Origin of the sequence: Sutcliffiella halmapala (assembly GCF_002019665.1) — a bacterium.
In the GTDB taxonomy this organism is placed as follows: Bacteria; Bacillota; Bacilli; order Bacillales; family Bacillaceae_I; genus Sutcliffiella_A; species Sutcliffiella_A halmapala.
On record NZ_KV917375.1, the window covers coordinates 3,099,261 to 3,122,608 of the forward strand.

A 23,348-nucleotide genomic window follows, 5' to 3' on the forward strand; every position below is an offset into this window, starting at 1 on the left:
CCCTTCTTTACATGTTTATACACCTGAATACGCTGAAAATCCTCCATCCACTGGCACGACAATCCCGTTTACAAAACCAGAAGCCTGCTCATTCACTAACCAAAGAAGAGTTCCAATTAACTCATCACCTTCACCAAAGCGCCCCATCGGTGTTTGAGAAATTATTTTTTCCGCTCTCTCCGTATATGAACCATCTTCTTTTTGCAAAAGGGTTCTATTTTGTTCCGTTAAGAAAAATCCTGGTGCAATAGCATTTACCCTTACTCCAGCCTTTGACATATGCACAGCAAGCCACTGCGTAAAATTACTAACAGCAGCCTTTGCTCCACTATATGCAGGGATTTTCGTCAAAGGAGTAAAGGCATTCATCGAAGAAATGTTTACAATTGTTCCTCTTTCTTTTTCCACCATATCTCTGCCAAACACCTGTGAAGGAAGTAGCGTTCCTAAAAAGTTTAATTGAAATACATAGTTAATCCCTGCTTCATCTAGATCGAAAAATGTACGAAAATCTTTTTGGAGATCTCCCTTTTCGAAGAACTCCCGATCTGTAGTCCCTTGCGCGTGGTTCCCTCCAGCACCATTTATCAAAATATCGCAAGTTCCGAATTTTTGATGAATCAATTCTCTAGCCACTTCTAATTCACTTTTATCTAGGACATTGGCTGAAATACCAAGAGCTTCTCCACCATTTTCTATAATTCTACTAGCAACATGCTCTACTTTTTCTTTCGAACGACCAATAATCGCAATCTTGGCTCCGCACTTTGCTAATGCCTCACTAAAGGAAGAACCTAATACCCCACTACCACCTGTGATAACAACTACTTTTCCGCTTAAATTCACTTGAAATGGAAGATTCATTAATTTCTCTCCTATGACTTTGTTTTAACTAGAGCTTCCCAGATTCCATTTAAATAAACTGCTCCTAATGCTCGATCATATAATCCATATCCTGGACGTCCCGTTTCTCCCCAAATCATTCTGCCATGATCAGGACGGAGTGGACCAGTAAAGCCAATTTCATTGTACGCTTGCATGACTTCTACCATATCAACAGATCCATCAGATGATAAATGGGAGGATTCTTCAAAAGTTCTCTCACCTGTTCTTTTAATGTTTCTGCAATGTGCAAAATGGATTTTCGAACCATAGGTACGTATCATTTCAGCTAAATTATTTTCAGAATTAGCGCCAAAGGAACCTGTGCAAAACGTAATTCCGTTGTTAGGACTATCCTGAATATCAATTAATCTTGCTAAACTTTTTTCACTAGTTATGATTCTAGGCAAACCAAAAATCGACCATGGTGGATCATCCGGATGAATTGCCATTTTTATGTCTACCTCTTCTGCAACAGGGATGATTTCATGTAAAAAGTAGGCTAGGTTCTCCCATAGCATTTCTTCTGTTACATCTTGATAAGATTGCAAAAGTTCTTTTAACTCACCTTCTGCATATGAAGAGTCCCATCCCGGTAAAGACAAGCCTTCAGCAAGCGGATTCATCTTTTCAACCACTTTATCTTCATAGATAAGAGTTGTAGAACCATCTGCTAATGGAAAATAGAGATTGGAGCGAGTCCAATCAAAGACAGGCATAAAATTGTAGCAAACTACCCCTACTCCGGCATTCGCGAGATTTTTTAACGTCTGCTTATAATTGGCAATATATTTATCCCTAGTCGGTAACCCTAATTTAATATCTTCGTGCACGGGAACGCTTTCAATTACGGTAAGAGTTAAATCATGCTTTTCAATTTCTTCCTTCAAGCTTTGGATTTTTTCGCTTGGCCACACCTCACCTACCGGAACATCGTAAATCGCCGATACAATCCCTTGCATTCCTGGAATTTGTCTTATATATTCTAGAGTTACTTCATCCTCTTTCCCATACCATCGAAACGATAACTTCATTTTCCAACCTCCGCTTCTCTCTCATCCCCAAAAAAGGTTTTCGCATTTTCATACGAAATATTTTTCACCATCTGACCTAACAACGCAGCATCATTTGGTGCCTCACCTTTTTCAACCCAATCTCCTAGTAAATTACAAAGAATACGTCTGAAATATTCATGTCTCGTATAAGATAAAAAGCTTCGGGAATCCGTCAGCATACCGACAAATTTACTAAGTAGTCCGATATTCGCCAAGTCCTTCATCTGACGAATCATTCCATCCTTCTGGTCGTTATACCACCAGCCTGAACCGAACTGAACTTTACTTGGAATTCCTTCTTCATGATAGCTTCCTGCTAATGCAGCTAGTACAAAATTATCTTTAGGGTTCAAGCAATATAGAATGGTTTTTGGTAGTTGCTTCGTTTTCTCTAGTTCATCTAAAAAATTTGCTAAAGGCTGAGCTACAGGATAATCTTCAATCGTATCAAACCCACTATCAGCACCTATAAGGTGAAACATTCTTGTATTATTGTTTCGCATCGCTCCAATATGTAGTTGCATTGTCCAACCTTTGTCTGCATAGAGCTGACCCAAAAATACCAGAATATAGGTTTTATATTTTCTTTCATCCTGAATCGTTACATCTTGTTTTTTAATTGCTTTTAGAAAGATAGCTTCTACCTCTTGTCTGGAAGCAGACTCAAAAACCATTTCACTTATTCCATGATCTGATAAGCGCGCTCCTTTTGAATGAAAATACTCCACTCTTGCTTCTAATGCTACAAGTAAATCTTCTAAGCTATTAATTTCCTGTTTTGTACAGACTGATAGTTTATCTAACCACGGTAGAAAAGTTTCCTTTCTTATTTCAATGCCTTTATCTGGGCGGAATGTTGGTAATACCCTTGGTTTCCATGTATCATCGTTTGCTAAATTCTCATGGTAGGTTAAAGAATCCGTTGGATCATCTGTTGTCCCAATCATTTCAACATTAGAACTTGTAATTAATTGTCTTGCACGAAAAGAACTGTCTGCAAGTTTTTCGGTAGTCATATCCCAAACCTTTTCTGCATTCTCTTCATTTAACAACTCATAGTACCCAAAGTAACGAGCTAACTCCAGATGTGTCCATTGATATAATGGATTTCCAATTGTATATGGTACTGTTTTTGCCCATGCAAGGAACTTCTCTTTATCAGAAGCCTCTCCAGTTATGTATTTTTCTCCGATGCCATTTGAACGCAATGCTCGCCATTTATAATGATCTCCAGCAAGCCATATTTCAGAAATATTGTTGTACTGTTTATTCTCCCATATCTCCTTTGGTTCTAAATGACAATGAAAGTCAAAGATTGGTAAGTTTTTGGCGTAATCGTGATACAAAATTTTTGCCATTTCATTTGTTAGTAAAAAATCATCATGGATAAAAGGTTTCATGTTAAATTCCTCCCAAATAAGGTAGACTTAACTTAGTTTGTTTACTCAACAAACCGCTTTTTCTTTTATCATACACATGCACACTTTTAGTATCAAGCATTTATTTATTCTTTATCAGCTACTTCATTCTAGCTATTGCTGGATAAGGCTTCTTTTGTTACCCTTGGATTATCTTTAACGACATTTTCTTTTTACGATGGAGGAATTCCCCTTGAATACTGGTGATGCGACATATATACGTCACTTAAATAGAAAAATAATTTTAGAAAAAATCATGCAACATAAAAATATTTCTCGTGCCGAACTCGCCAAAATAACTGGTTTAAATAAAGCGACTGTTTCTTCACAGATTTCTACCCTGCTAGAGGAGAATTTACTCTACGAAAAACATTCTGATATCTCGTCTGGCGGAAGAAAGCCTATAATACTTTCAATAAACGAATCAGCAGGCTACTCACTTGGAATTGATATCGACACAAGTTCCATAAATTTAATCGTCACAGATCTTGTTGGTAGTATTCTTTATCATTCTATAACTCCTTTAGACGAGCATGGCTTTACATACATTGAAAATTTACTTATTTCTTTGATTAAGGATGTAAAGGAGACTTTGCCTGATACAACATATGGAATAGTAGGAATTGGGATTGGCGTTCATGGGATAGTGAAAAATAATCAACTAATTGTTTTTACCCCCTATCATCAATGGAGAAATGTTGACCTCAAAGCTTCATTAGAAACTACCTTTCAAATTCCTGTAGCAATTGAAAACAATGCTAATCTTTGTGCATTAGCAGAACAGGTTTATTCAGAAAAAAATTCCAATTTAGTATGTGTGACTACCTATTCTGGTATAGGGTTGGGCATCATCTTTAATCATCAACTCTTTAAAGGGTTTGACGGTTTTGCAGGAGAAGTTGGACATATGATTATAGAACCAGAAGGAGTATCTTGTTCCTGTGGAAACAAAGGATGTTGGGAGCAATACGCTTCGGAAAAAGTCTTACTCAACACAATTGCTTCTAAGATGGATTTGGAAGTTTGTACTGTTGAAGATATAAATAGATGGGTGCAAGCAGAGCATGTGCTTGTCGAGGCTGCAATCGAGGAGTATTCAAGGTATCTTGCAATTGGGTTAAACAATATCATCAATTTTATTAATCCCGAAACGGTAATTTTAAATAGTGATTTGTTTTCGAGCTATCCTGATATTGTTTGCAAAATACAGAAATACTTAACTTCCTCTATGAATCATTATAAAGATATACGTGCATCTACTCTAGGTAAGAATGCATGTGTTCTTGGAGGAAGTGCATTAGCTATGAAAGATTTCTTTGGTGTGGACCTTTTAAATTTCTCCTAGTAGTTGAGAATCGGGTATGATTTTCTTTATAAATGATAACTAAAATTTCGTTAGTTGAAGAGTCTTTCGTGTATAAACTCTCATTCTTTCACAAATGATACTTTGTGGAGGTGTATGATGAACAAATTACGAGCAAAAGAAATTGCTGCTTCACCTGAATTGATTCACGTGACATGTAACGATGTTCCTATTTACATACAACATGTGGATGATGCAAATAACACCGCAAGAATCTTTCCTTTAGCAGACCGTGAGAAGGAACAAGTAGTTTCCCTAGATATGTTAACAGAAGGCTAATTTCACTAGAAAAGCACTTTATATAAGTGCTTTTCTAATTGTCTGTTTTGTGCAAATTAATTGCCTATTTTCAGGAGCATAATTCACTTTTAACCTTTTCAAGTTCTTTATAAATGCTCACTATTTCATCTAACTTCATCCGAACCAAACCACTTGAAGAAGGTGCGACAAAATCAATGGTACCAGGAACTATTGGTTCTTCCTGTACTCCCCAGTCAATCGTTCGACGCCCACTGTACTCTTGATACACGCCCTTTCCTACAAAACATACAATCTTAGGATGGAAATTTTCAATCTTGTGCCTGAGCTCTTTTCTTCCTTCCTGATATTCTTCCCGCGTAATATCTGCAGCACCGACGGTTGGTCTTGAAACAATATTAGTAAGGCCGTAATTTAGTTCCATTAGCTTAAAATCTTCCGTAGGAGCGTACTTTCTAGGTGTAATACTTGCTAGATGGAGAATACTCCAAAATCGATTATTTGGATTCGCATAATGATGTCCTGTTTCACCAGAACGGACACTTGGATTAAATCCAACAAATAAAATATCTAAATTCTTTTTAATATGATCATAAATGAACTCCAGTTTGCATCTCTCCATTTCTTACAACTTCATTATATATAGCTATTTTATCAAAAGTAAAAAACCAAACGGAAGGTTAAATGTAAGATTTCGTTTGGTTTTTTACTTGTTTATTTCAAGGCTACCCTGAAAATACGGTGACCCCTTTGAACGCCCTGTAGATTTCCGTGCTAGGGATTGTGAAATGTATGGAATATGTTTTAATATAGCCTATCTAAATAATGGTAGTGGTCTTAGAAGTATTTTTATTGTAGGTGGGATTTTCAATTCTGCTTGTGCTTGTTTCAAGTAGTTGTACATTGCTTTACTGCCGACTGAGTTTGCGGAATGAATCGTTATCCTCTCCGCATAAAGTTCGTTTTCAACCATAATTTGAACGAGCAGAAGACCATTTCTTTCTCTATTTAATAAATCATGGTCTAGAGAAAGATGCTCAATCGCATTATTCTCTAATAAAGTGAGGCATTCGTCAATGTCTTCAGCAAGGATATAACCATTTGGACATGCGCGATAATCATCTAGAAATACATTAATTTTCAGGATGGCCCCTCCTATATTTCGACTTCCGTTCAGTTTATCATATACAAATTACGAGTATATTACATACAAATTACGACAATCCAAAGGAATCCTTATACACCAAGGTTTTACCATGATATCAAAGGAATAATGTACCAATTTATCCTATAAGAAATAACCCTTCATGTTCATTTATGTAAAGTAGAAGAACACCTCTTCTACTATTAAGGATTCCTGAATTCAGGAAAATTAAATATCCACTTCATCCAGAAAGACTGTAATCGATTTTGTAACCGCTCATACGTATTGTATTCTCTTTGGTATGTTTGTCTAAAAGCATATGGAACATCGCCTGTTGCTTGTTTTTCAATGAGTTCTTGCTCTAAAAGCTCTAATTTTTCTATTTTTACTTGAATGCTATTGTAAGTTAATACAGCAAGTAAGCCATAAATAATTGTAAATGTTAAGAAATATAAAAGTAAAAGCTTTATAGCAGTCCGCATTCCTCTTCCTCCCTTCACTTTTCTACATACTATGACGGGAAACGGGAATGTGACAGGACTGTTACAAAATAATGTGATGGTTCAATTATCCATGCTTTAATTGAAATTATTCTCTGAAGGAGATAAGATAAGAGAAACAATAGCTTCGGAGGAATTAGAATGGCAGTGCTAATTGATATTATTATCGTTATTGCTTTTGCGTCAATATTTTTTGGAGTATACAAATATGTAAGAAACACATTGAAGAAGTATTAAAAACAGGTTGGGACAAAAGAATATTTGATAAAGAAAAATACGAACTAATATGCGAAATTCTAAGTAGAGTTTTGCATTAGTTCGTATTTTTTTAGTTTGATTCTGTTTAAGTCTGATTTTAAATAACCTAGCTGTTGATTGGAGCACAAGGCGAAGACTCCTTGCTCAGAGATAGCGTTTTGTGGAGACCCCACAGGCAAAGCCGAGGAGGCTCCACAAACGCCCTCTGGATAAGCGAAGCCTAGTGCGGAAATCAACAGCGGTGTTTAACAGATCCTTTATTAGGTTAATTTGTTCGTAAATGAAGCTGGGAATTTAATTTATGTCCTAGCCTCTTTTTTGTCGCCATTTTTTCAGTGCTGGCTTGCTTTTTGGGTAGTCTTTTTTCTATGTAAGAGTAGGAAAGGTGCATAGAGGATAAAGAATAATGATAGTACAACAATCTCTAAAGACAGAATATACCAAGGATATGGTCCTAGAAAGTCAATTAAACTTGCACTAGACGGTTTCTTAGCTAAGAACATATAGTTACCACCCGTTAATCTATTCATAAAAAAGACGAACAAAGCAATAATTTGTAGTAATCCAAATGCTTTCCAGAGTGATTGAATTCGGATCACTCTTCTCTCCACCCAAATCATATAAAGAACAGCCAGAATAATCGCAATGTGTGCAATAAAAAAATGGATAAAACGAAAATGAGGAAAATCATAAAACAACTCAGGTGTCAGTATCGCTTGTAGTGCACCACCAATTCCTAGAAAGTAAGCAACCTCAAAGGACCAGTTTTGTTTCGTTAACAGCATCCACATGCATAAATACAAACTGATAGAGCAAAGCTGAAAAGGAAGCGTGTAGCTTATATCCCACATTTCAGTTGCAAGATACCAATAGTTCAGCCAGACTTCTGAACCTAGTAAACTTAAGAAAATTAGCCATCTACCATACCTTTTGATGATAAATTGTTCACGAAAAATATATAAAAATATAATAAGTACCATTGTAACGATTAAACTAGCTATATGGGCAGGTGATAGCAGTATAGTACCTTCCATAAAAGCATTTGGATCTGTATAAGATTCAAACATACGTGCAATCCTCCATAAGTTTTATTAAAAACCTATGCTAGCTTCAGCCCTCTTTCAGATTCTGAGACTAATATTAGGGATCCATTCATTTCAATTGTCTTACAAATAGCTTTAATGGTTACTTTATTTTAGAAATGGCGATACTTACTTTTCCCTGTTTAATAGAGACTTGAGCTTCTCCTCCTATTGGGAAGGTAAACATGGGACTTGTATGACCAAAGTCTGCATTTGCTATAACTGGTAGGTTAGCAAGTTCTTTTTTTGTAGAGATAATATCTATTAGTATATCGTTTGAAAAGTTGGACCCTTTTTCAAAACGGCCAATCACGAGCCCCTTTACTCCAGCAAAGCCTGGTTGATGTATCAATGATTGTAGATCACGATCGAATGTTCTTGGATTTACCAATTCATCATCCTCTAGAAAAAGAATGGACCCTTCTAAGCTCGGCATAAATTCGGTGCCTTGGAGGAGATTTAAGGTGCAGAGATTTCCACCTATAATTGTCCCTTCACATTGACCTTCATGAACAATTAAATATCCTTCATTCCGATAAAACTCTCTCTTTTCTTGATCAAGATACCAAGTATCATTGCTCCATTCTGTAGAAGGATATAGTTGAATGTTATCACTATCTTCCAAAAATGCTCGAACAAAATATTCATGGGTATACTCAAAACCCTTTTTCATTCCAAACGTTGAAAAATGTGGACCCGAATACGTTACTAGTCCTGTTTTGGCATAAATGGCATTACTAAGAGCAGTAATGTCAGAATAACCGCAAAAGATTTTAGGGTTTTTCTTTATTAAGTCATAGTCAATATAAGACAATAGTTGATTGGCTTGAAATCCGCCTATTGTAGTTAAGATGGCTTTTACATTAGTATCATTAAATGCGTCATGTAAGTCTTCAAGACGTGATTTAATAGATGAAGTTAATAGGCTGTTCTTCTCATTAATATTTTTACCAAATGTTACTTTTAACCCTAATTCTTCAAGTCTACGAGTAGAGAGCTCGATATTTTCCTCTGATAGAATGGAATGGGTTGTGGATGGGGCAATTATTCGAACCTCATCCCCTTCCCTTAGGTTTGCTGGAATCATATTTATCTCCTCCTTCTTATGCTTTATCCATTATTCTACTAAACTGTTGCCTATTCCTTCTATATTTTTCCTAAATGTATTTTCTTATCCTCCTAAAGGCTTATAACAGCATAATTTTATCGTCTGTCACAAAATAGTTATAATTTGAAGGTTGAGCAAAAGTAACTATTATGTGTATACTTAAAATTGCAAGTTTTTTGCACTCCCTTGATTGGGTATGGATTTAAGATTTAAAATTTGTTTCATAAGTGAGGAAAACGATGTTTTATAAAACTCTTACACATCCTACTTCAAAAGAATGGATCGTACTCTTTCATGGTTTCGGTGGAAACTCTTCTATTTTCTACAAACAACTTAAACCGTTCCGTTCTGAATATAATCTACTTTTACTAGATTTACCTGGTCACGGGAAATCCCCTTATCCAAAAAATGTAAATCTATTTGAGTATTCAGCAAACAAAACCATTGAAATTTTAAAAGATTTAAAGATAAAATCCGCGCATTTTGTTGGTATCTCCTTAGGTACAATTATTATGCAGGAAATAGCCATTCAACAACCTTCCCTCATTAAGTCTATGGTATTAGGCGGAGCTACACCTAAGCTAAAAAAATGGGGAGAAGTTCTTTGCCGCCTTTCCGTTTTTTATCCACTAAGAAAAAGTCTTCCACACATGGTGCCATACAAAATTTTCGCAAGAGTTCTATTGCCCAAAAGCAACCATGGAGATTCGAGAAAGGCTTTCATTAAAGAAGCGCATAAATTATCAAAGGAAGCGTATTTAGGATGGGTTATCGCAGGCTTAAATTGCTATATTACATTTGATCGTTTAGCCAAAACCGAAAATAAGATTCCGAAACTATATATTTCAGGATCTGAGGACCATATGTTCTTAAGCAACACGCAAAATTATATCAAAAATGAAGCGAACTCTACTATTGAGGTAATTGATAACTGCGGGCATGTATGTAATATCGAAGAAAGCGATATATTCAATGATTTTGCCATCTCGTTTATGAAACGTGTAGATAAAGTACAGATTACTGCCTAAACAAAAAAGAGCTAGAGATCTCCAGCTCTTTTTTGTTTGTATTCTATTTCTTTTTTGACGTTTTCACACTTGTTGAAATTTTCTTCCACTTGTCTTTTTCTGCCAACTGTGCTCGTTTATTATTTTTTCTTTCTAAAAATGCAAGTTCCTTTTGGAGCTTCAAGTAACTTTGGTATCTAGCTTTTTCTAACTGCCCACCATTAATCGCCTCTTGGACGGCACATTTCGGTTCATTTTCGTGTTTACAATCACGGAAATAACATTGCTCTGCCAATTCTTCTATATCTTGAAAACTCTGGCTGATTGCGCCATCAGCCTCCCATAATTGTAATTCCCGCATTCCTGGTGTATCGAGCACTAGTCCACCTGTTGGCAAAAGATAAAGCTCTCGATAGGTAGTAGTATGACGACCTTTATCATCATCTCCCCTAACATCTTGAATCAACTGTTTTTCTTCCCCTAGTAAATAGTTTGTTAAAGTAGACTTTCCAGCTCCAGATGAACCTAACAACGCCACTGTCTTTCCAAGAGTAAAATAAGAAGCTAGTTCTTCAAGTCCTGTTTCATCCTTAACACTTACAGCATGCACTGGTACTCCAAGAGCCACGGCTTCTACTTCCACTATTTTCTCAGCGATATCCTCACATAAATCTGATTTTGTTAACACGATGACCGGGTTTGCACCGCTCTCCCAAGCCATAATCATATATCTTTCGATTCTTCTTGGATTAAAATCATAGTTAAGTGATTGTACTAAAAAAATGGTATCTACATTAGCTGCCACAATTTGCTCTTCTGTTGTAACCCCTGCCGCTTTTCGCGAAAACTTACTAAATCTTGGGAGTGTGGCATGTATAGTTGCTTTTCCTTCATGCTGTCTTTCACTTAAAACTACCCAATCTCCAACCGCCGGATAATCCTCACGCGCTGATGCTTCAAAACGATATTTACCAGAAACCTCAGCCAAGCATTCGCCATTTTCTGTTTCCACTCTATAAATTCTTTTATGCTCAAGCATTACTCTTCCAACAGAAAAGCCCTGTTCCTTGTAAGCAGTAAAATTATTATTTAAATATTCATTCCAACCTAATTCATTAATTTTCAAGATTGTTTCCTCCTAATGGAAAGTAGATTATTTTTTTGCAAAACAAAAAGACCGCATACACGGTCTTTAAATTAAATACATTTATAAACCATGAGACTCTACACAGCCCATGGGAATCTACATTCTCATCAATAAGGATCAGGAAATGCTAACGATTTCCGTGCAAGGGCTGTGTTGTTTTATTTAATTGGATTAAGTTCATTACAATTAACGTTTCCATAAAACATCCCTCACTTCCTGAAAATTTGAATTACTATGACTATTATAATATGGTATTTTTATCTAAAAGTAAATAGATAACTAAAAAAAACAACTAACTATTTCATTCTTGTCTACAGTTGAAAAGTGGAACGTCAAGTTTCCCCCGTCTCCCCTGTTGATTGTAGTGCAAGGTGAGAGACTCCTGCGGGAAGTAGCGTTTTGTGGAGACCCCCGCAGGCAAAGCCGAGGAGGCTCCACAAGCGCCCCGCGGAAAGCGAACACCTGGCACGGAAATCAACAGGGCGTTCAAAGGTCTCACCATTTTTTCAGGGTAGCCTTTGACTAAAGCCTTCGTTCTATTATTTTGCTTCAACTTGAACCAATCTTTTCCGTTGACGATTCTGCCAAGTCATAGAAAGGGTAATAGTAAAACTTAAAACAACTAGACCCAGCACAAAAGGATAAGAAATATTCACATCATACAAAATCCCAGCTAAAGTAGGTCCAAGCACATTCCCAATACTCATATAAGCATTGTTCATTCCCATCGCAAAGCCTTGTTCATTCCCTGCAAGTTTAGAAATCAACGTATTGATTACAGGTCTTAAAATTGAAGTAGCTAAGAAAATGATAAGCGTTATTACGAAGAAAAATACATAACTAGAAGCAAATAACGATAAGAAAAATCCAAGTGCTGCTACACCGATAAATATATTCAACACTTTTCCTTCACCTAGAGTTCTAACAATACGATCTACGACAAAGAGTTGCACGATCACACTAATAATCCCTGTTGCAGTAATCATTATTGCGATTTCTTGTGGAGTGGCTCCAAATTGATTATCAACAAATAGTCCTAAAACCGATTCATAGGCCATTAATCCAAAACTCATTACTAAGGTAATAACAAGTGGAATAAAATATGGCTTACTTACAGACTGTGCTAGCATTTTCATCATCGGATCTGGATTTACTTCCGGTGCAAGCTTAGAATCTTTTTCTTTACTTTCCTTCAATACCATAATCGAAAAAATAGTCGCTGCTAACGAAACAAGTGCCGAAACTAACAGCGGCATTTTCAAGCCAAAGTCTGCAAGAAAACCACCTATTCCTGGCCCGATTACAATACCAAGAGACATCGCTGCAGAGATAAAGCTATTTCCCTTTGCACGTTGATCCATTGTAGTTATATCCGCAACATAAGCAAAAAGAGCAGGGATAAGTAAGGCAGCTCCAACTCCTCCAATTACACGTGAAAAATAGAGCATCCAAATAGAATCAAATGCATAAAACACAAACATCGATAGTGTTAATCCTGCTAAACCAAGAATTATCATAATGCGGCGACCATATTGATCCGCCCACTTTCCAGCAACAGGTGACATCACAAGCTGTGCTCCGGCAAATATAGCAATCATTAAGCCTGCCGCCATTCCACCTTCACCAATGGATGCTAAGTAAGCTGGAAGAATAGGAATAATAATACCGAAGCTACCTACGGCGATAAACATATTGATCATTAATATTAGCATCTTCTTACGTTGTTCTGGTGCCATAGTAACCCTTCTTTCTATATAAGAATAATAATTATTTCGTATTTCGGATGATAAATCACCTTAAGTATCGTATGACTTTTCTAACTGAGTGTCAATGAAAAAGTTTTAAAGAGCAAATTTCACTAAATACTTTTAATGTTGTAAGAGATTATCAGCCATGCTATACTTTTCTCTTTGGCTTTGTTATACACCGCTGTTGATTTCCACACGAGGCTTCGCTTATCCAGAGGGCGCTTGTGGAGCCTCCTCGGCTTTGCCTGCGGGGGTCTCCACAAAACGCTACCTCCCGCAGGAGTCTACGCCTCGTGCTCCAATCAACAGCTAGGGACATAATAATAATCACTGTACTTTAACAGAGCCTTTAATAATAATTGGAAGAAGGTGAACAAGTGGTGGTGAAAATCAGGCTGTCTGGTACAAAACAAGAAATGGATACCATTATCCGTTCATTTGAACAAAATTATTGTGTCCAATATGTATCAAAAGATTATGCTTCAAGTAAAAATCCAAAATATAAAAGTTCAAAAGATGTCCGAATCTATTTGGAGTTAGGAATGAAGGATAAATAGGAGAAATTCGCGTTGATTTTCCCTCATGCCATCAACAACTTCACAAAAAAAGTATCAGGCCTCCTCAAAAGCAGAAAGCCCGATACTTATGCTCAAAATCATTTAATCTATTTTAACAGTAATCTTCTCCACTCCACTACTTCCAATCATCATTCCATCCTTATATCCGATAATCTGGTAAGCAGCTACCTCTCCTTCATGTTCGGGCTTTTCATCAAGAAAGCTAGTACCGTCCTTCACTTTCCCAAAAACAACGCCTTCTTTTAAGACTTCATAATATTCCGCTCCGATGTCTTTCCAAACCAATCTTACTCCTTCTGATGTAGCAGAAACCTCTAGCTTCACGACCGAGGATAAAGCTGTTTCATCAATCCTAACTTCCCTTTGCACCATCGGTTTCCCTGAATCCTCAGGACTCCTAGGCTTCAACGGTTCTTCTGGTACTCGTGGAATTCCTGGATTTCCAAGCGACTCTCCAATAATAATCACCCGAAGCGTTTCACTCCACTCTGACACCCCAGCCTCATTCTTTGCTTGTGCTAGTAAAAAGTGACTACCACTCTTCAATGTAACCTCTACTGAAAAACCCCCATCACTTTCAACAACAACTGACGTTAATAGTGTATTTACTGTTCCTTTTTGTTCATAAATTAGAACCGTTGTCCCCACTTCTCCTCTACCAGTCACAGTTATCAGTCTCTCATCAGTACGAATCAGTTCTTCATCCCAGACTGGTGCATTCGGAAGCGGCAGCTCTGCATTCATCGCAAACTGTAAGGCTTGAACAAAAACTCGTTTCCCATCTATTGTCCATCCACTAGCTGGACCAACCATATTGTTTACAGCAAAAGAAGACATTAATAGATGCATATGATTTTTCCCTTTAAACTCATATGCAATAGCTGCTCCCTTTTCATCTCCATTTACATGAACGTTCCCAATAATTTGTCCAGGATAATCTTTGAAGGTTGAGTATGGACTCTTTTCTGCAAGAATGGTAATTTGACCTTCTTCATTAGGAACAATTCCTTCAAAAATCGGGTGGTCCTCAACCACTTGAAGAGACACAGATCCCTCGTTATAGCCCTGATGATGGAGCTTCGGATATCCAAGTACTGTTTCTAATAAAGGAATAGATCCCTCATTTACTCCCCATGTTCCAACAAAAACGAGACTAACCTCCTGCTCATCTGCAACTTCCAATAAATTTTGCATTTGTTCTTTTGTCCCTTTATTACTGTTAACGACAACTAATTCATATAATGATAGGTCCTCTATAACGTCCCAACCCCTTGATTCAGCAAAGAGTTCTTCTTCGTTCAAAAAGCTAGTTATACTATTATTCCAGTCACCCAAGACAGCTACTTGAATGGGATTTAGTAACAATGTTAGATCCACATTCTCGTCTACTAAGGTTACATTTTCAGTATGGTTCAAATATCCATCTAATTCGACAGATAGTGCATACTCTCCAGCTATTAAGTCGCTAAACTCGATAACCCCATGTTCATTTGAAACACCTTCTTCTGATAATCCGGAATTATCTAATGAACTTAAAGTTACTTTTGCATTTGGAATAGCTTCTTCTGTTTGTTTATCTACTAACTTAGTACTAAGGGTAACACCTGCCATTTTAACTAGTTCAAAATCGGCTACTACTGCATCCCAAAGCTGCGGAACCTCGACTGTTTGAACTTGTGCTTCATATCCATATGCTGTTACTTTCACTTCATACGAGCCTGTAGCAACTCCGATACGATATTGCCCTAATGTATTCGTTCTTGTCTCGATACCAAGTGAATTAATTTGCACTTTAGCATTAGCAATTCCTTTACCCTCTTCATTCCTCACTGTGCCAGTAATCTCCCCTAAGCTTGCTGAAATCGCCCAATCTATCGCGTTAAAATAAAGCTGTTTCGCTTCCTCTGTCCATCTGCTTTCTGGATGTCCATAAGTACCTGCCTGGAGACTTGATAAAAGAAGATGCACTGAATTTGCTGTTCGGAATTCAAAGCCAATCCCTTCTCCCAATACTCCTATCTCAGGATGTGACATGGCTCCTATTGTTGTTCCACTATATCCTTCATAGATATTGTATTGCTGGCTGCTTGTTCCATTTGACAATATCGTAATGTACTCAGATTTGAACCCTGCGAAAATAGGGTGATCCTGTAAAACTTTAACTTGAACCTGGCTATTCACATAGTTCCACCTTACAGCGCTAGGATTACCAGTAATCTCTGATAAATCTCTAATCGTTCCTCCACTAAATTGAGAGGCAAAAATAATACTGACCTGCTGTTGATCTGCTTGCTCAATAAATGCTTCAAACTGAGCATTGTTCATACTCGAATGCTTGTCATTAAAAATAATAAGCGCATAATCACCTAGGTTGTCTAATAAAGGCTGCAAATTATTATTTATATGGAGATCCGCTTCATACCCACGTTGGTCTAGTAAATTCATCATTCTATTTCCATTCGCAGAAGTTGCAACCACTGCTATTTTCTCAGATTGTTCTAAAAGGAATGTAACATCAACGTCTCCAGCCTCTTCCACTGTAACCTGATTCTGTACCACAGTTGCATATCCTGGAGCAGATACACGGATAGTGTAAGTACCTACTGGAACGACCGTTTTAAATTGTCCATTTTCATCAGTAGTTCCCGAAATTGGTGTACCTAGTATGGAAATAGTAGCACCTTCAATTAGTTCGTCACTTTGTGCATTTTTTACAGTATTTGTTAGGACACCAACTTGATCTGTTGATAAGATAAATGTTTCGTTTTTTATTTCTCCATTTGTAATCTCAACTGTAAACTCGTCTGCAAGATGCCCAAATGCTTCTATCGCTAATGTAAATGTTCCACTTGGTAATCCTAGATAAAACTCTCCTTGTTGATTTGTTTCGACTGTTTCACCTGTTTCTTCTACTGTCAGTCTAGCTTGAACCGGCATATCTTGTTCATTCTGTACCTTACCACGTAGCTCGCCTACCAGAGCTTCCTCATTATCTAATGCCCATAATATTGCATTATTAAAAATACGCTCTCTTATAGGATCAAAATACTCTGGTTCTCCTGGATGAAAAGAATGACTAAAGGTAAAGTTAGCAAGTAAGATCTCCACGGAATTCGCCGTTCGACCGTTTAACGCAATCATACTACCTAGTCTTTCCCCAGAGGAATTCAATAGGTCCGCCACTGATACTCCGTTATAACCATCAAAGGCATAGTGATAATTCGATCTATTAGTAACAGGAAAAGCTTCATTCATGAGGACTCCTTCTACAATCGGATGACTAGATGTTACCATTCCTTGTGCCCCAGCGGTTGAACCTCCGAGCTCTACAGTTGGGTTTCCATCAAATTGAGTTAAGAATCTTATGGAGCCTCTCGCACCATGCTGCCCCGTCCAGATTATAGAGGTTTCTGTTTGATCAAGCGCCTTCTGAAAAGCTTTAAATTCGGCACTTGTTGGAATTTTACTAGGATCATAGTCTGAGTTCGCAATCACTAAATCCACTTTATCTAGCCTATCAAGATCAGTGTAATACATATAATCAACTTGATATCCACGCCCCTCTAAATATTCCTTCATGGTGACAGTTCCAGATGCAGTGGAGTCCACGATCACACCAATGGTAGGAGATGGTTTCATTTTCACATTCAGTTCCACTTCTTCATTATCATCCACCTCGACTGTCACCTGCTTTTGGACAAAACCTTCTTTCGTGAATTGAAGTGCATATGAACCAGGAAGTAATCTCTCTAAGGTAAAGCGACCTTGAGAAACGCTTAGTGTTTCTCTTGGAAAACCTAATACTCGAACTTCCACATCCGTAACAGAGGTTCCATCGTGTTCATTTTCCACAATCCCTGAAACAGATCCAACCGTAGTAGTCACCTCTAATTCTATTGAAAATGGTTCTAAGCTTGCGTTCACTTGAACTGGAACCGCTATACTCTCATACCCAAAGGATTCAATTGTTAGCTCATACTCTCCATCAAGAATAGAAATGGAGAATTCGCCCGATTCTGGATTTGTTGTCGCTTGAAATGGTTCCCCTTCAACTGTAATCGTTGCATTTAAAGGTATACCTTCTTCATCTAAAATGACGCCAGTAATGGTATTAAACTGGACATTTGCTGCCCACATAACTGCGTCTACTAGCAACTTCTTCCCCTCTTGTGTGTAATGCCCATTATGACGTAATGCTCCAAATCCATGCGCGCTCATTAAAAGTTCCATACTACCTGCTGTTCGTGGTTTATAGGCAATGCCTAATCCGTGCGGCTCCTCATTTCCTTCATGCGTCACGGAAGCTAATGTGTAGCCACTATAATTTTCAAAGACTCCTAATCTTCCACCTGTAGGTAATAGTACATCTGTATAATCTCCGACCTCTCTCCCTTTAAAAAATGGATGTTCCTCCTCTACAATATATCCGGAAGATTTTGTTGTATTAGTTACCGTTCGGCGGACTTTTGGATCTTCTCTTAGTCGAACTAATTGTCCAATACCGGAACCTGCTCCAAATGAATCTCCAAAAATCACACTTGTTTGTGCGGCATCTGCTTTCTCCATCATCGAATCAAACAGTTTTTTTGAAAATGTTGTATTGGAAAGTTCATTAACAAATAATACATCGTAATTCCCTATTTCCTCTTCTACATTTGCGATTGATAAAGAAGTGACTGTAATTCCTGCTTCCCCCATAGTAGCTTGGAAATTACGATCGCTTGAAGAGTAGTCTCCTAAAACAGCGACACGCGGGATAGGAAATATTTCAAGTAACATTTCATCTTGTTCTCTACCTACTTCAATCGTCTGGTTTACTTGAATATAGCCTTCTTTTTCGATACGAAGCGTATAGGTTCCATACACTAGATTAGTGAACTCAAAGCGTCCATTTGCCGGTGTTTCATGTTCTACTATTATCTCATTATCTTTGATCATTTGGACGACAGCCGATGCTTGAGGTTGTTTCGTAATTCCATCTGTTACTAAGCCCGCTATCCGATCTCCATTCGTAGAATTTAATACCACCTGGACTTCTGTTGGACTTCCGTGCTCGATTACTACCTGCTCGGTTTGCGTTGCATAACCCGAAGCTCTTATCTCAAGCGTGTACTCTCCTTCATCATGGAATAACTGAAACGAGGAATTGTCTCCAGATGTTTTCGTCGATATATTTGTTTCTACTATTCCTAACTCTGCTTGCACTGGATTGCCCTCTACATCTACCACCGTTCCGACAATTTCTCCAAAATTGGTATTCTGTAAAAAACGTATGCCATTAAATAAGATCGTTTGCATCTCTGGTAGCCATCCTTGTAGAGGTGAAATCCAAGGAGAGGCTCCATGATTAGCCAGAAGTAGGTGCGCGCTATTTTCAGACACTGCTTTATAGGCCACTCCTGAGCCCATCATCCCTTGGGTCGTACTTCCTATACTCGCTAAATGCCTTCCTGAATAATTATTAAACCAGGAAAAGTCTCCTGTTCTAGTAAATAAGGTTACTCTATCTCCTTTATTAAAACCTTCTAGTATCGGATGGACCTCCTCTACCTGGATACGAACTTGACCACTGCCGTAGTAATGTGCCAACTCTTTTGGATCATCGGTATATTCGACTAAATGATGGATAGAACCATAATTCCCCCCCCAAGAGTCTGCAAATACTAAACTTACGTCATGTTCTTCTGCCTTTTCTAAAAGTTCGTCAAACAGCGCTGGATTTGGTCGCCATCCCTCAGAGCCATAGGCGCCGTTTAAGTAAACTACTTCATAGCGATTAATATCCTCCACTAAATCCCAATCTCTTTCCTCTGCTAAAAAGCCATTTCGATTTAGAAGTGTCGTTACTTCACTTTCCCAATCATTTAAAACCGCAATATCAAATGGCTGCATGGATACTTCCAACGTAATCGTTTCACTAGGCTGAATCGTTACTTCTTGGTTCACCTTTTTATATCCATTCAAAGTAAATTCTATATGATAGGTTCCCTCAAATATTTCTTCATAGGAAATGAATCCATTTTCATTGGATATCCCTTGTAAAGGTGTATCTTTCACACGCACTTCAACATCAGGTAATGCTTGTTTAGAACGCTCGTCTTGCACCGTAATGTGCAAAGAGCCAACATCTGCATCCTCTAACTCAAAATCTCTTTTTTCTTTGAATCCAGACACAAATTTTATTGGTTGAACAACTTGTTTTTTCCCATAGGAAGCTACTTTTAATGTGAAGTCACCAGGATTATGAGAAAAGCTAAAGCTACCATCCTCAAAAGTTTCTGCTTCAGCTTTAGTTTCCATTACCGATACTTTTGCAGGAAGCGGCTTCCCGTCTTTGTCCAATATAGTTCCTTCTAAGATTCCTGGTGCTTTATAGCTAATCAAGCCACTTCGATGCGGCACCAATACATTCCCGGCAATTACAACAACTCCGGATGTACTGTAGTCCGGTAAGGTAAATTCCTTTAGGATAGACCCAGAATATACATCCATTGCATGGAGCATCCCACTCGTACCTGCAAAAAATAAAACTCCATTGGCTGTGACAGAACCGTTATTTAGGGACGTTCCAACTGAGCGATTACTCCATACTTCCTCCCCTGTTTCCTTTTCAAAAGCCCGCAAAATAGGTTGAGTGGAAGAGCTTGCAATAACTAAATCCTCAAACACGATAGGAGAAGCAGCCTGAGAATCCCCAACACCTGCCTTTTCCCACAATACTTCACCTGTGGATCCGTTTAATGCATGTAAAGTACCTGTACCATTGGCAAAGTTTGTACTTTGAACAAAAACGGTACCATTTTGATACACTGGTCTAGAGGCAAAGCCCTCATTTGTAAGCTGAATACTCCATGCCTCTGTTCCATCTTCTACATGTAGTGCTTTTAGGGTTCTGTTATCGTAAGATCCTATATAAAGATAGTGATCACCAAGTGTTCCACCAAAAAAGGAAGCCCCTCCTAAAGGTGTTGACCAAAGAGTAGCACCATTAGAGGCATCCAAAGCATATATACTAGGATTCTCTACTAGTCCTGATCCAACATACAAAACGCCATTTCTATATAAAGGGGATTCATAGACGGCAGGTTGTCCAATGTCTTTGCTCCATTTTACATTCCCATTTGTACTATCTAAAGCATATATATTTCCATCCTGCCCACCTGATAAGTAAATAGTATCATCTGCAATTGTAGGAGTTGAACGGTTCATTCCACCGATTCGAATACTCCATAACTCTTCACCTGTTCCTGTATCAAGGGTTGTAACCCATCCTCTGTCTGTAGTAAATACCACAAATTGTTCAGTTGACGAGGGGGTTGAGAACAATATTTGTCCTTTCGTTCCATTTACATATTCCCATTGAGTACTTAGGGAGTTCACATCTATCGCATATGGTGAAATTGCATTTCTTTGATAATTATTATTGGCAGTTGTCCAATTTTCTAATTCAGCAGAAGCTTTCCTTTCTACTTCTAAACTCACTTCCATATTTCCGGTTACTTCTACTTCTTGGGTTAAGCCCGTTATTCCTTCCCCAGTCACCACCAATTCAAAAGTACCATTTGGAACTTGTGCAAGAACAAAACCTCCAGAAGCATCCGATCGTTCGGTTGATAACGGAGTATTTTTCAAATGAATATAAGCAAAAGGAATATGTTCTCCTGAATCCTGATCTATTACTTTTCCTTTTATTTGAAAGCGATCAGATGATTTTAACGTCCAATTTACTTCTGTGGATTCTCCTTTTTTAACGGTTATTTCTACTTCTAAGCTCTCATACCCAAACGCCTCTATTGTTACCTTATGTGTACCCTCTCGAATCGATAAATCTATATTTCCTTCCATAACTTCTACACGTATCCCTTGAGAAGGTATTTGAATCGTTACAGGAACATCCTCCCCATCATCGGTTTGAACAGAGCCAACTATTTGACCAGCGTATGCTGCTTCTGTTACCGCTTGATAAATATTAACAATTCCAGTTCCATAAAGATCATTTGGGAGTGTCCCCATATGAGGTTCGACTCTTGCCGTATTTTTCAATAATTCCTTTACACCATTTATGCTTAAATTTGGATTCGCCTGCAAAAGTAAAGCGATGGCTCCTGCAACATGAGGTGTCGCCATAGAAGTCCCGCTTATTGTGTTGTATTTACCAGCTCCTCTTACGCTTGGCCAGGACGAATAAATTTGATGACCTGGAGCCGAAATGTCTGGCTTTAAATAACGCACTTGATTACCTTCTTCATCTGCCCAAAAAACAGGACCACGACTTGAAAAAGGAGCAATCTGATCATTACTATCGGTGGCTCCAATTGCAAAGGAATCAGGAAAGCTACCAGGCGAACCAATTGTTTGCGACCCTGGGCCATCATTTCCAGCAGCAAAAAGTGGAAAAATACCAGCTGCAATCCACGCTTGGACATCCTCATAGAATTCTAGATTATACGTATTCGCGCTTCCCCATGAATTATTAACGACATGAGGAGCTTTACTTGGATCTCCACCAGGTGCCAAAAACCACTGAAATGCTTGGTGAATAGCTGAAGAAGTAGCAGCTCCTCCATCTGTAAAAATTTTTGCGGCTATCCATTCTGCATCTGGAGCTACTCCAATTGGTTCACCTGCTCCTCCACCGACAGCTGTACCTGCAACGTGAGTACCATGGCCATTCCCGTCACTAGGTGTAGCATAATTTTGACCAGATAGATCAACCCAAGAATATTGATGATCCCCATCTTTTCCACGATAATTGTGCACTAATGCTTCATGGGAGCCATCAACTCCAGTATCCATAATCCCAACAACTATCCCTTCACCCTTGAGGCCATATTCTCCCCAAACCTTTGTAGCTTGTATCTTTTCTAATCCCCACTCAGGTAAGCGCGGTTTAGTGTTCTCTACTATGACTTCTGGTAATTCTATTACTCTATCTAATGTGATTGTCTCTACATCTTCCCTTTTTTGCAGTTCCTCTAATGCCGATGCATCAACCGTTAATGAAAGTCCATTTATCACCCAAAGTGTAGCGTTTTTTGTCGCACTTCCCTTTTCTTCAAGAGTAGCTACTGCTTTTTCAATTCCTTTTTGCGCAACTTCAGCATGCTTCTGAAGCTCCTCTTTCACCACTTTTGCACGTTCCGTTCGCTTCTTTTTCACCTTAACATTAGTATATAATGCGTTTAAATCCTGCTTTTCCTTTAAGCGAACAATAATATCGACCGTTTCATTTTCCTTTAACTCTTCCACTATTGCTTTCTCTACTTTTTTATTTTCTGTGAATTCAATCGTTTCTTCCTCCTCTAACGGAGGAGGTTCCCATCCAAGCCCTGAAAGAATACTAGCAAGCTCCCCTTCTTCAAGTGGAACATCCTCTTCTAATAGTTCCTTTTCTCTGTACTCTAGTTCTCGTTCCTTTTCAAACTCTGATTCTAGAAATGTTAAATCTGATTCTGATGCCTCGTCATATGCAAATGCCGTCTGTGGTATGAAACTACTTACGAACAAAAGCAGTATAAAGAAACTCGAAAATATTCTTTTCCTGCTTTTTCTCAACCCCCTAATCATTCCGCCACCCCCATAAATTGATTCGCTTTACTAATTACCGTATAAAATGACGATAACCTTTTAATTTTTAGAATTTTTAGACTCCTTTTAACAATTCACCTCTTTGTACCTAAGAACTATGTCGAATCTGTAATTCAAAGTACTTACCATATTTTGTCGATTGCGACTATGTAATGAGTCTGAAATCATTGTTGTATTTTTACAAACGGCTCCTCTGAAAATAGGTAGGTTAC

The 23,348-nt window shown here is 38.1% G+C and carries 15 protein-coding genes; 4 read left to right on the plus strand and 11 right to left on the minus strand.

What is annotated here, in order from left to right; translation table 11 throughout:
• Nucleotides 1-15 precede the first annotated feature (15 nt).
• Genes BK580_RS15350 through uxaC form a run of 3 tightly spaced genes read right to left on the minus strand, consistent with a single transcriptional unit; the run spans nt 16 to nt 3,337 of the window.
• Nucleotides 16-864 carry an SDR family oxidoreductase gene (locus BK580_RS15350; RefSeq protein WP_078381187.1) on the minus strand — a complete coding sequence of 283 codons (849 nt, stop codon included), beginning with the start codon at nt 862-864 and terminating at the stop codon, nt 16-18.
• Between the two features lie 11 nt (nt 865-875).
• Nucleotides 876-1,916, minus strand: a complete 1,041-nt coding sequence (uxuA, locus tag BK580_RS15355) for a mannonate dehydratase (RefSeq protein WP_078381188.1) — start codon at nt 1,914-1,916, stop codon at nt 876-878.
• A complete protein-coding gene (gene uxaC / locus BK580_RS15360) occupies nt 1,913-3,337 on the minus strand; it encodes a glucuronate isomerase (RefSeq protein WP_078381189.1) in 1,425 nt (474 codons plus the stop codon). Before uxaC ends, uxuA begins: the two co-directional genes overlap by 4 nt.
• 211 nt (nt 3,338-3,548) lie before the next feature.
• Here uxaC and BK580_RS15365 point away from each other — a divergent pair, with 211 nt between their 5' ends.
• Together BK580_RS15365 and BK580_RS15370 are read left to right on the plus strand one after the other, a co-directional pair.
• Nucleotides 3,549-4,700: an ROK family transcriptional regulator gene (locus BK580_RS15365; protein ID WP_169865039.1), complete on the plus strand. Its 1,152-nt coding sequence runs from the start codon at nt 3,549-3,551 to the stop codon at nt 4,698-4,700.
• A gap of 114 nt (nt 4,701-4,814) precedes the next feature.
• Nucleotides 4,815-4,997, plus strand: coding sequence for an H-type small acid-soluble spore protein (locus BK580_RS15370; RefSeq protein WP_408055246.1), 183 nt, complete (start codon nt 4,815-4,817; stop codon nt 4,995-4,997).
• A gap of 70 nt (nt 4,998-5,067) precedes the next feature.
• On the opposite strand, the gene BK580_RS15375 is transcribed toward BK580_RS15370, so the two are convergent.
• The 5 genes from BK580_RS15375 to BK580_RS15395 all read right to left on the minus strand — a co-directional run bounded on the left by BK580_RS15375 (nt 5,068) and on the right by BK580_RS15395 (nt 9,047).
• Nucleotides 5,068-5,598 carry a mismatch-specific DNA-glycosylase gene (locus tag BK580_RS15375; RefSeq protein ID WP_078381192.1) on the minus strand — a complete coding sequence of 177 codons (531 nt, stop codon included), beginning with the start codon at nt 5,596-5,598 and terminating at the stop codon, nt 5,068-5,070.
• Between the two features lie 192 nt (nt 5,599-5,790).
• Nucleotides 5,791-6,153, minus strand: a complete 363-nt coding sequence (locus tag BK580_RS24115) for a cyclic-phosphate processing receiver domain-containing protein (RefSeq protein ID WP_328589093.1) — start codon at nt 6,151-6,153, stop codon at nt 5,791-5,793.
• Nucleotides 6,154-6,323: 170 nt separating this feature from the next.
• A complete protein-coding gene (locus BK580_RS15385; protein WP_078381194.1) occupies nt 6,324-6,602 on the minus strand; it encodes a hypothetical protein in 279 nt (92 codons plus the stop codon).
• A 608-nt stretch (nt 6,603-7,210) separates the two neighbouring features.
• Nucleotides 7,211-7,945: a YwaF family protein gene (locus tag BK580_RS15390; RefSeq protein ID WP_078381195.1), complete on the minus strand. Its 735-nt coding sequence runs from the start codon at nt 7,943-7,945 to the stop codon at nt 7,211-7,213.
• 118 nt (nt 7,946-8,063) lie between these two features.
• Entirely contained in the window at nt 8,064-9,047 is a 984-nt protein-coding gene (locus BK580_RS15395) for a S66 family peptidase (protein ID WP_078381196.1), read from the minus strand.
• Nucleotides 9,048-9,307: 260 nt separating this feature from the next.
• Between BK580_RS15395 and BK580_RS15400 the strand changes: the two genes are divergently transcribed.
• Nucleotides 9,308-10,096, plus strand: a complete 789-nt coding sequence (locus BK580_RS15400; protein ID WP_078381197.1) for an alpha/beta fold hydrolase — start codon at nt 9,308-9,310, stop codon at nt 10,094-10,096.
• A 43-nt stretch (nt 10,097-10,139) separates the two neighbouring features.
• Here BK580_RS15400 and rsgA read toward each other — a convergent pair whose 3' ends face one another.
• A complete protein-coding gene (rsgA, locus tag BK580_RS15405; RefSeq protein WP_078381198.1) occupies nt 10,140-11,201 on the minus strand; it encodes a ribosome small subunit-dependent GTPase A in 1,062 nt (353 codons plus the stop codon).
• Between the two features lie 560 nt (nt 11,202-11,761).
• Nucleotides 11,762-12,958 carry an MFS transporter gene (locus tag BK580_RS15410; protein ID WP_078381199.1) on the minus strand — a complete coding sequence of 399 codons (1,197 nt, stop codon included), beginning with the start codon at nt 12,956-12,958 and terminating at the stop codon, nt 11,762-11,764.
• A gap of 392 nt (nt 12,959-13,350) precedes the next feature.
• On the opposite strand from BK580_RS15410, the gene BK580_RS15415 reads away from it, so the two are divergent.
• The gene (locus BK580_RS15415; protein ID WP_078382794.1) at nt 13,351-13,527 is read left to right on the plus strand and encodes a YvzF family protein; all 177 of its coding nucleotides are present in this window, start codon (nt 13,351-13,353) and stop codon (nt 13,525-13,527) included.
• 102 nt (nt 13,528-13,629) lie between these two features.
• Here BK580_RS15415 and BK580_RS15420 read toward each other — a convergent pair whose 3' ends face one another.
• Nucleotides 13,630-23,115: a carboxypeptidase regulatory-like domain-containing protein gene (locus BK580_RS15420; protein ID WP_078381200.1), complete on the minus strand. Its 9,486-nt coding sequence runs from the start codon at nt 23,113-23,115 to the stop codon at nt 13,630-13,632.
• Nucleotides 23,116-23,348: the final 233 nt, after the last annotated feature.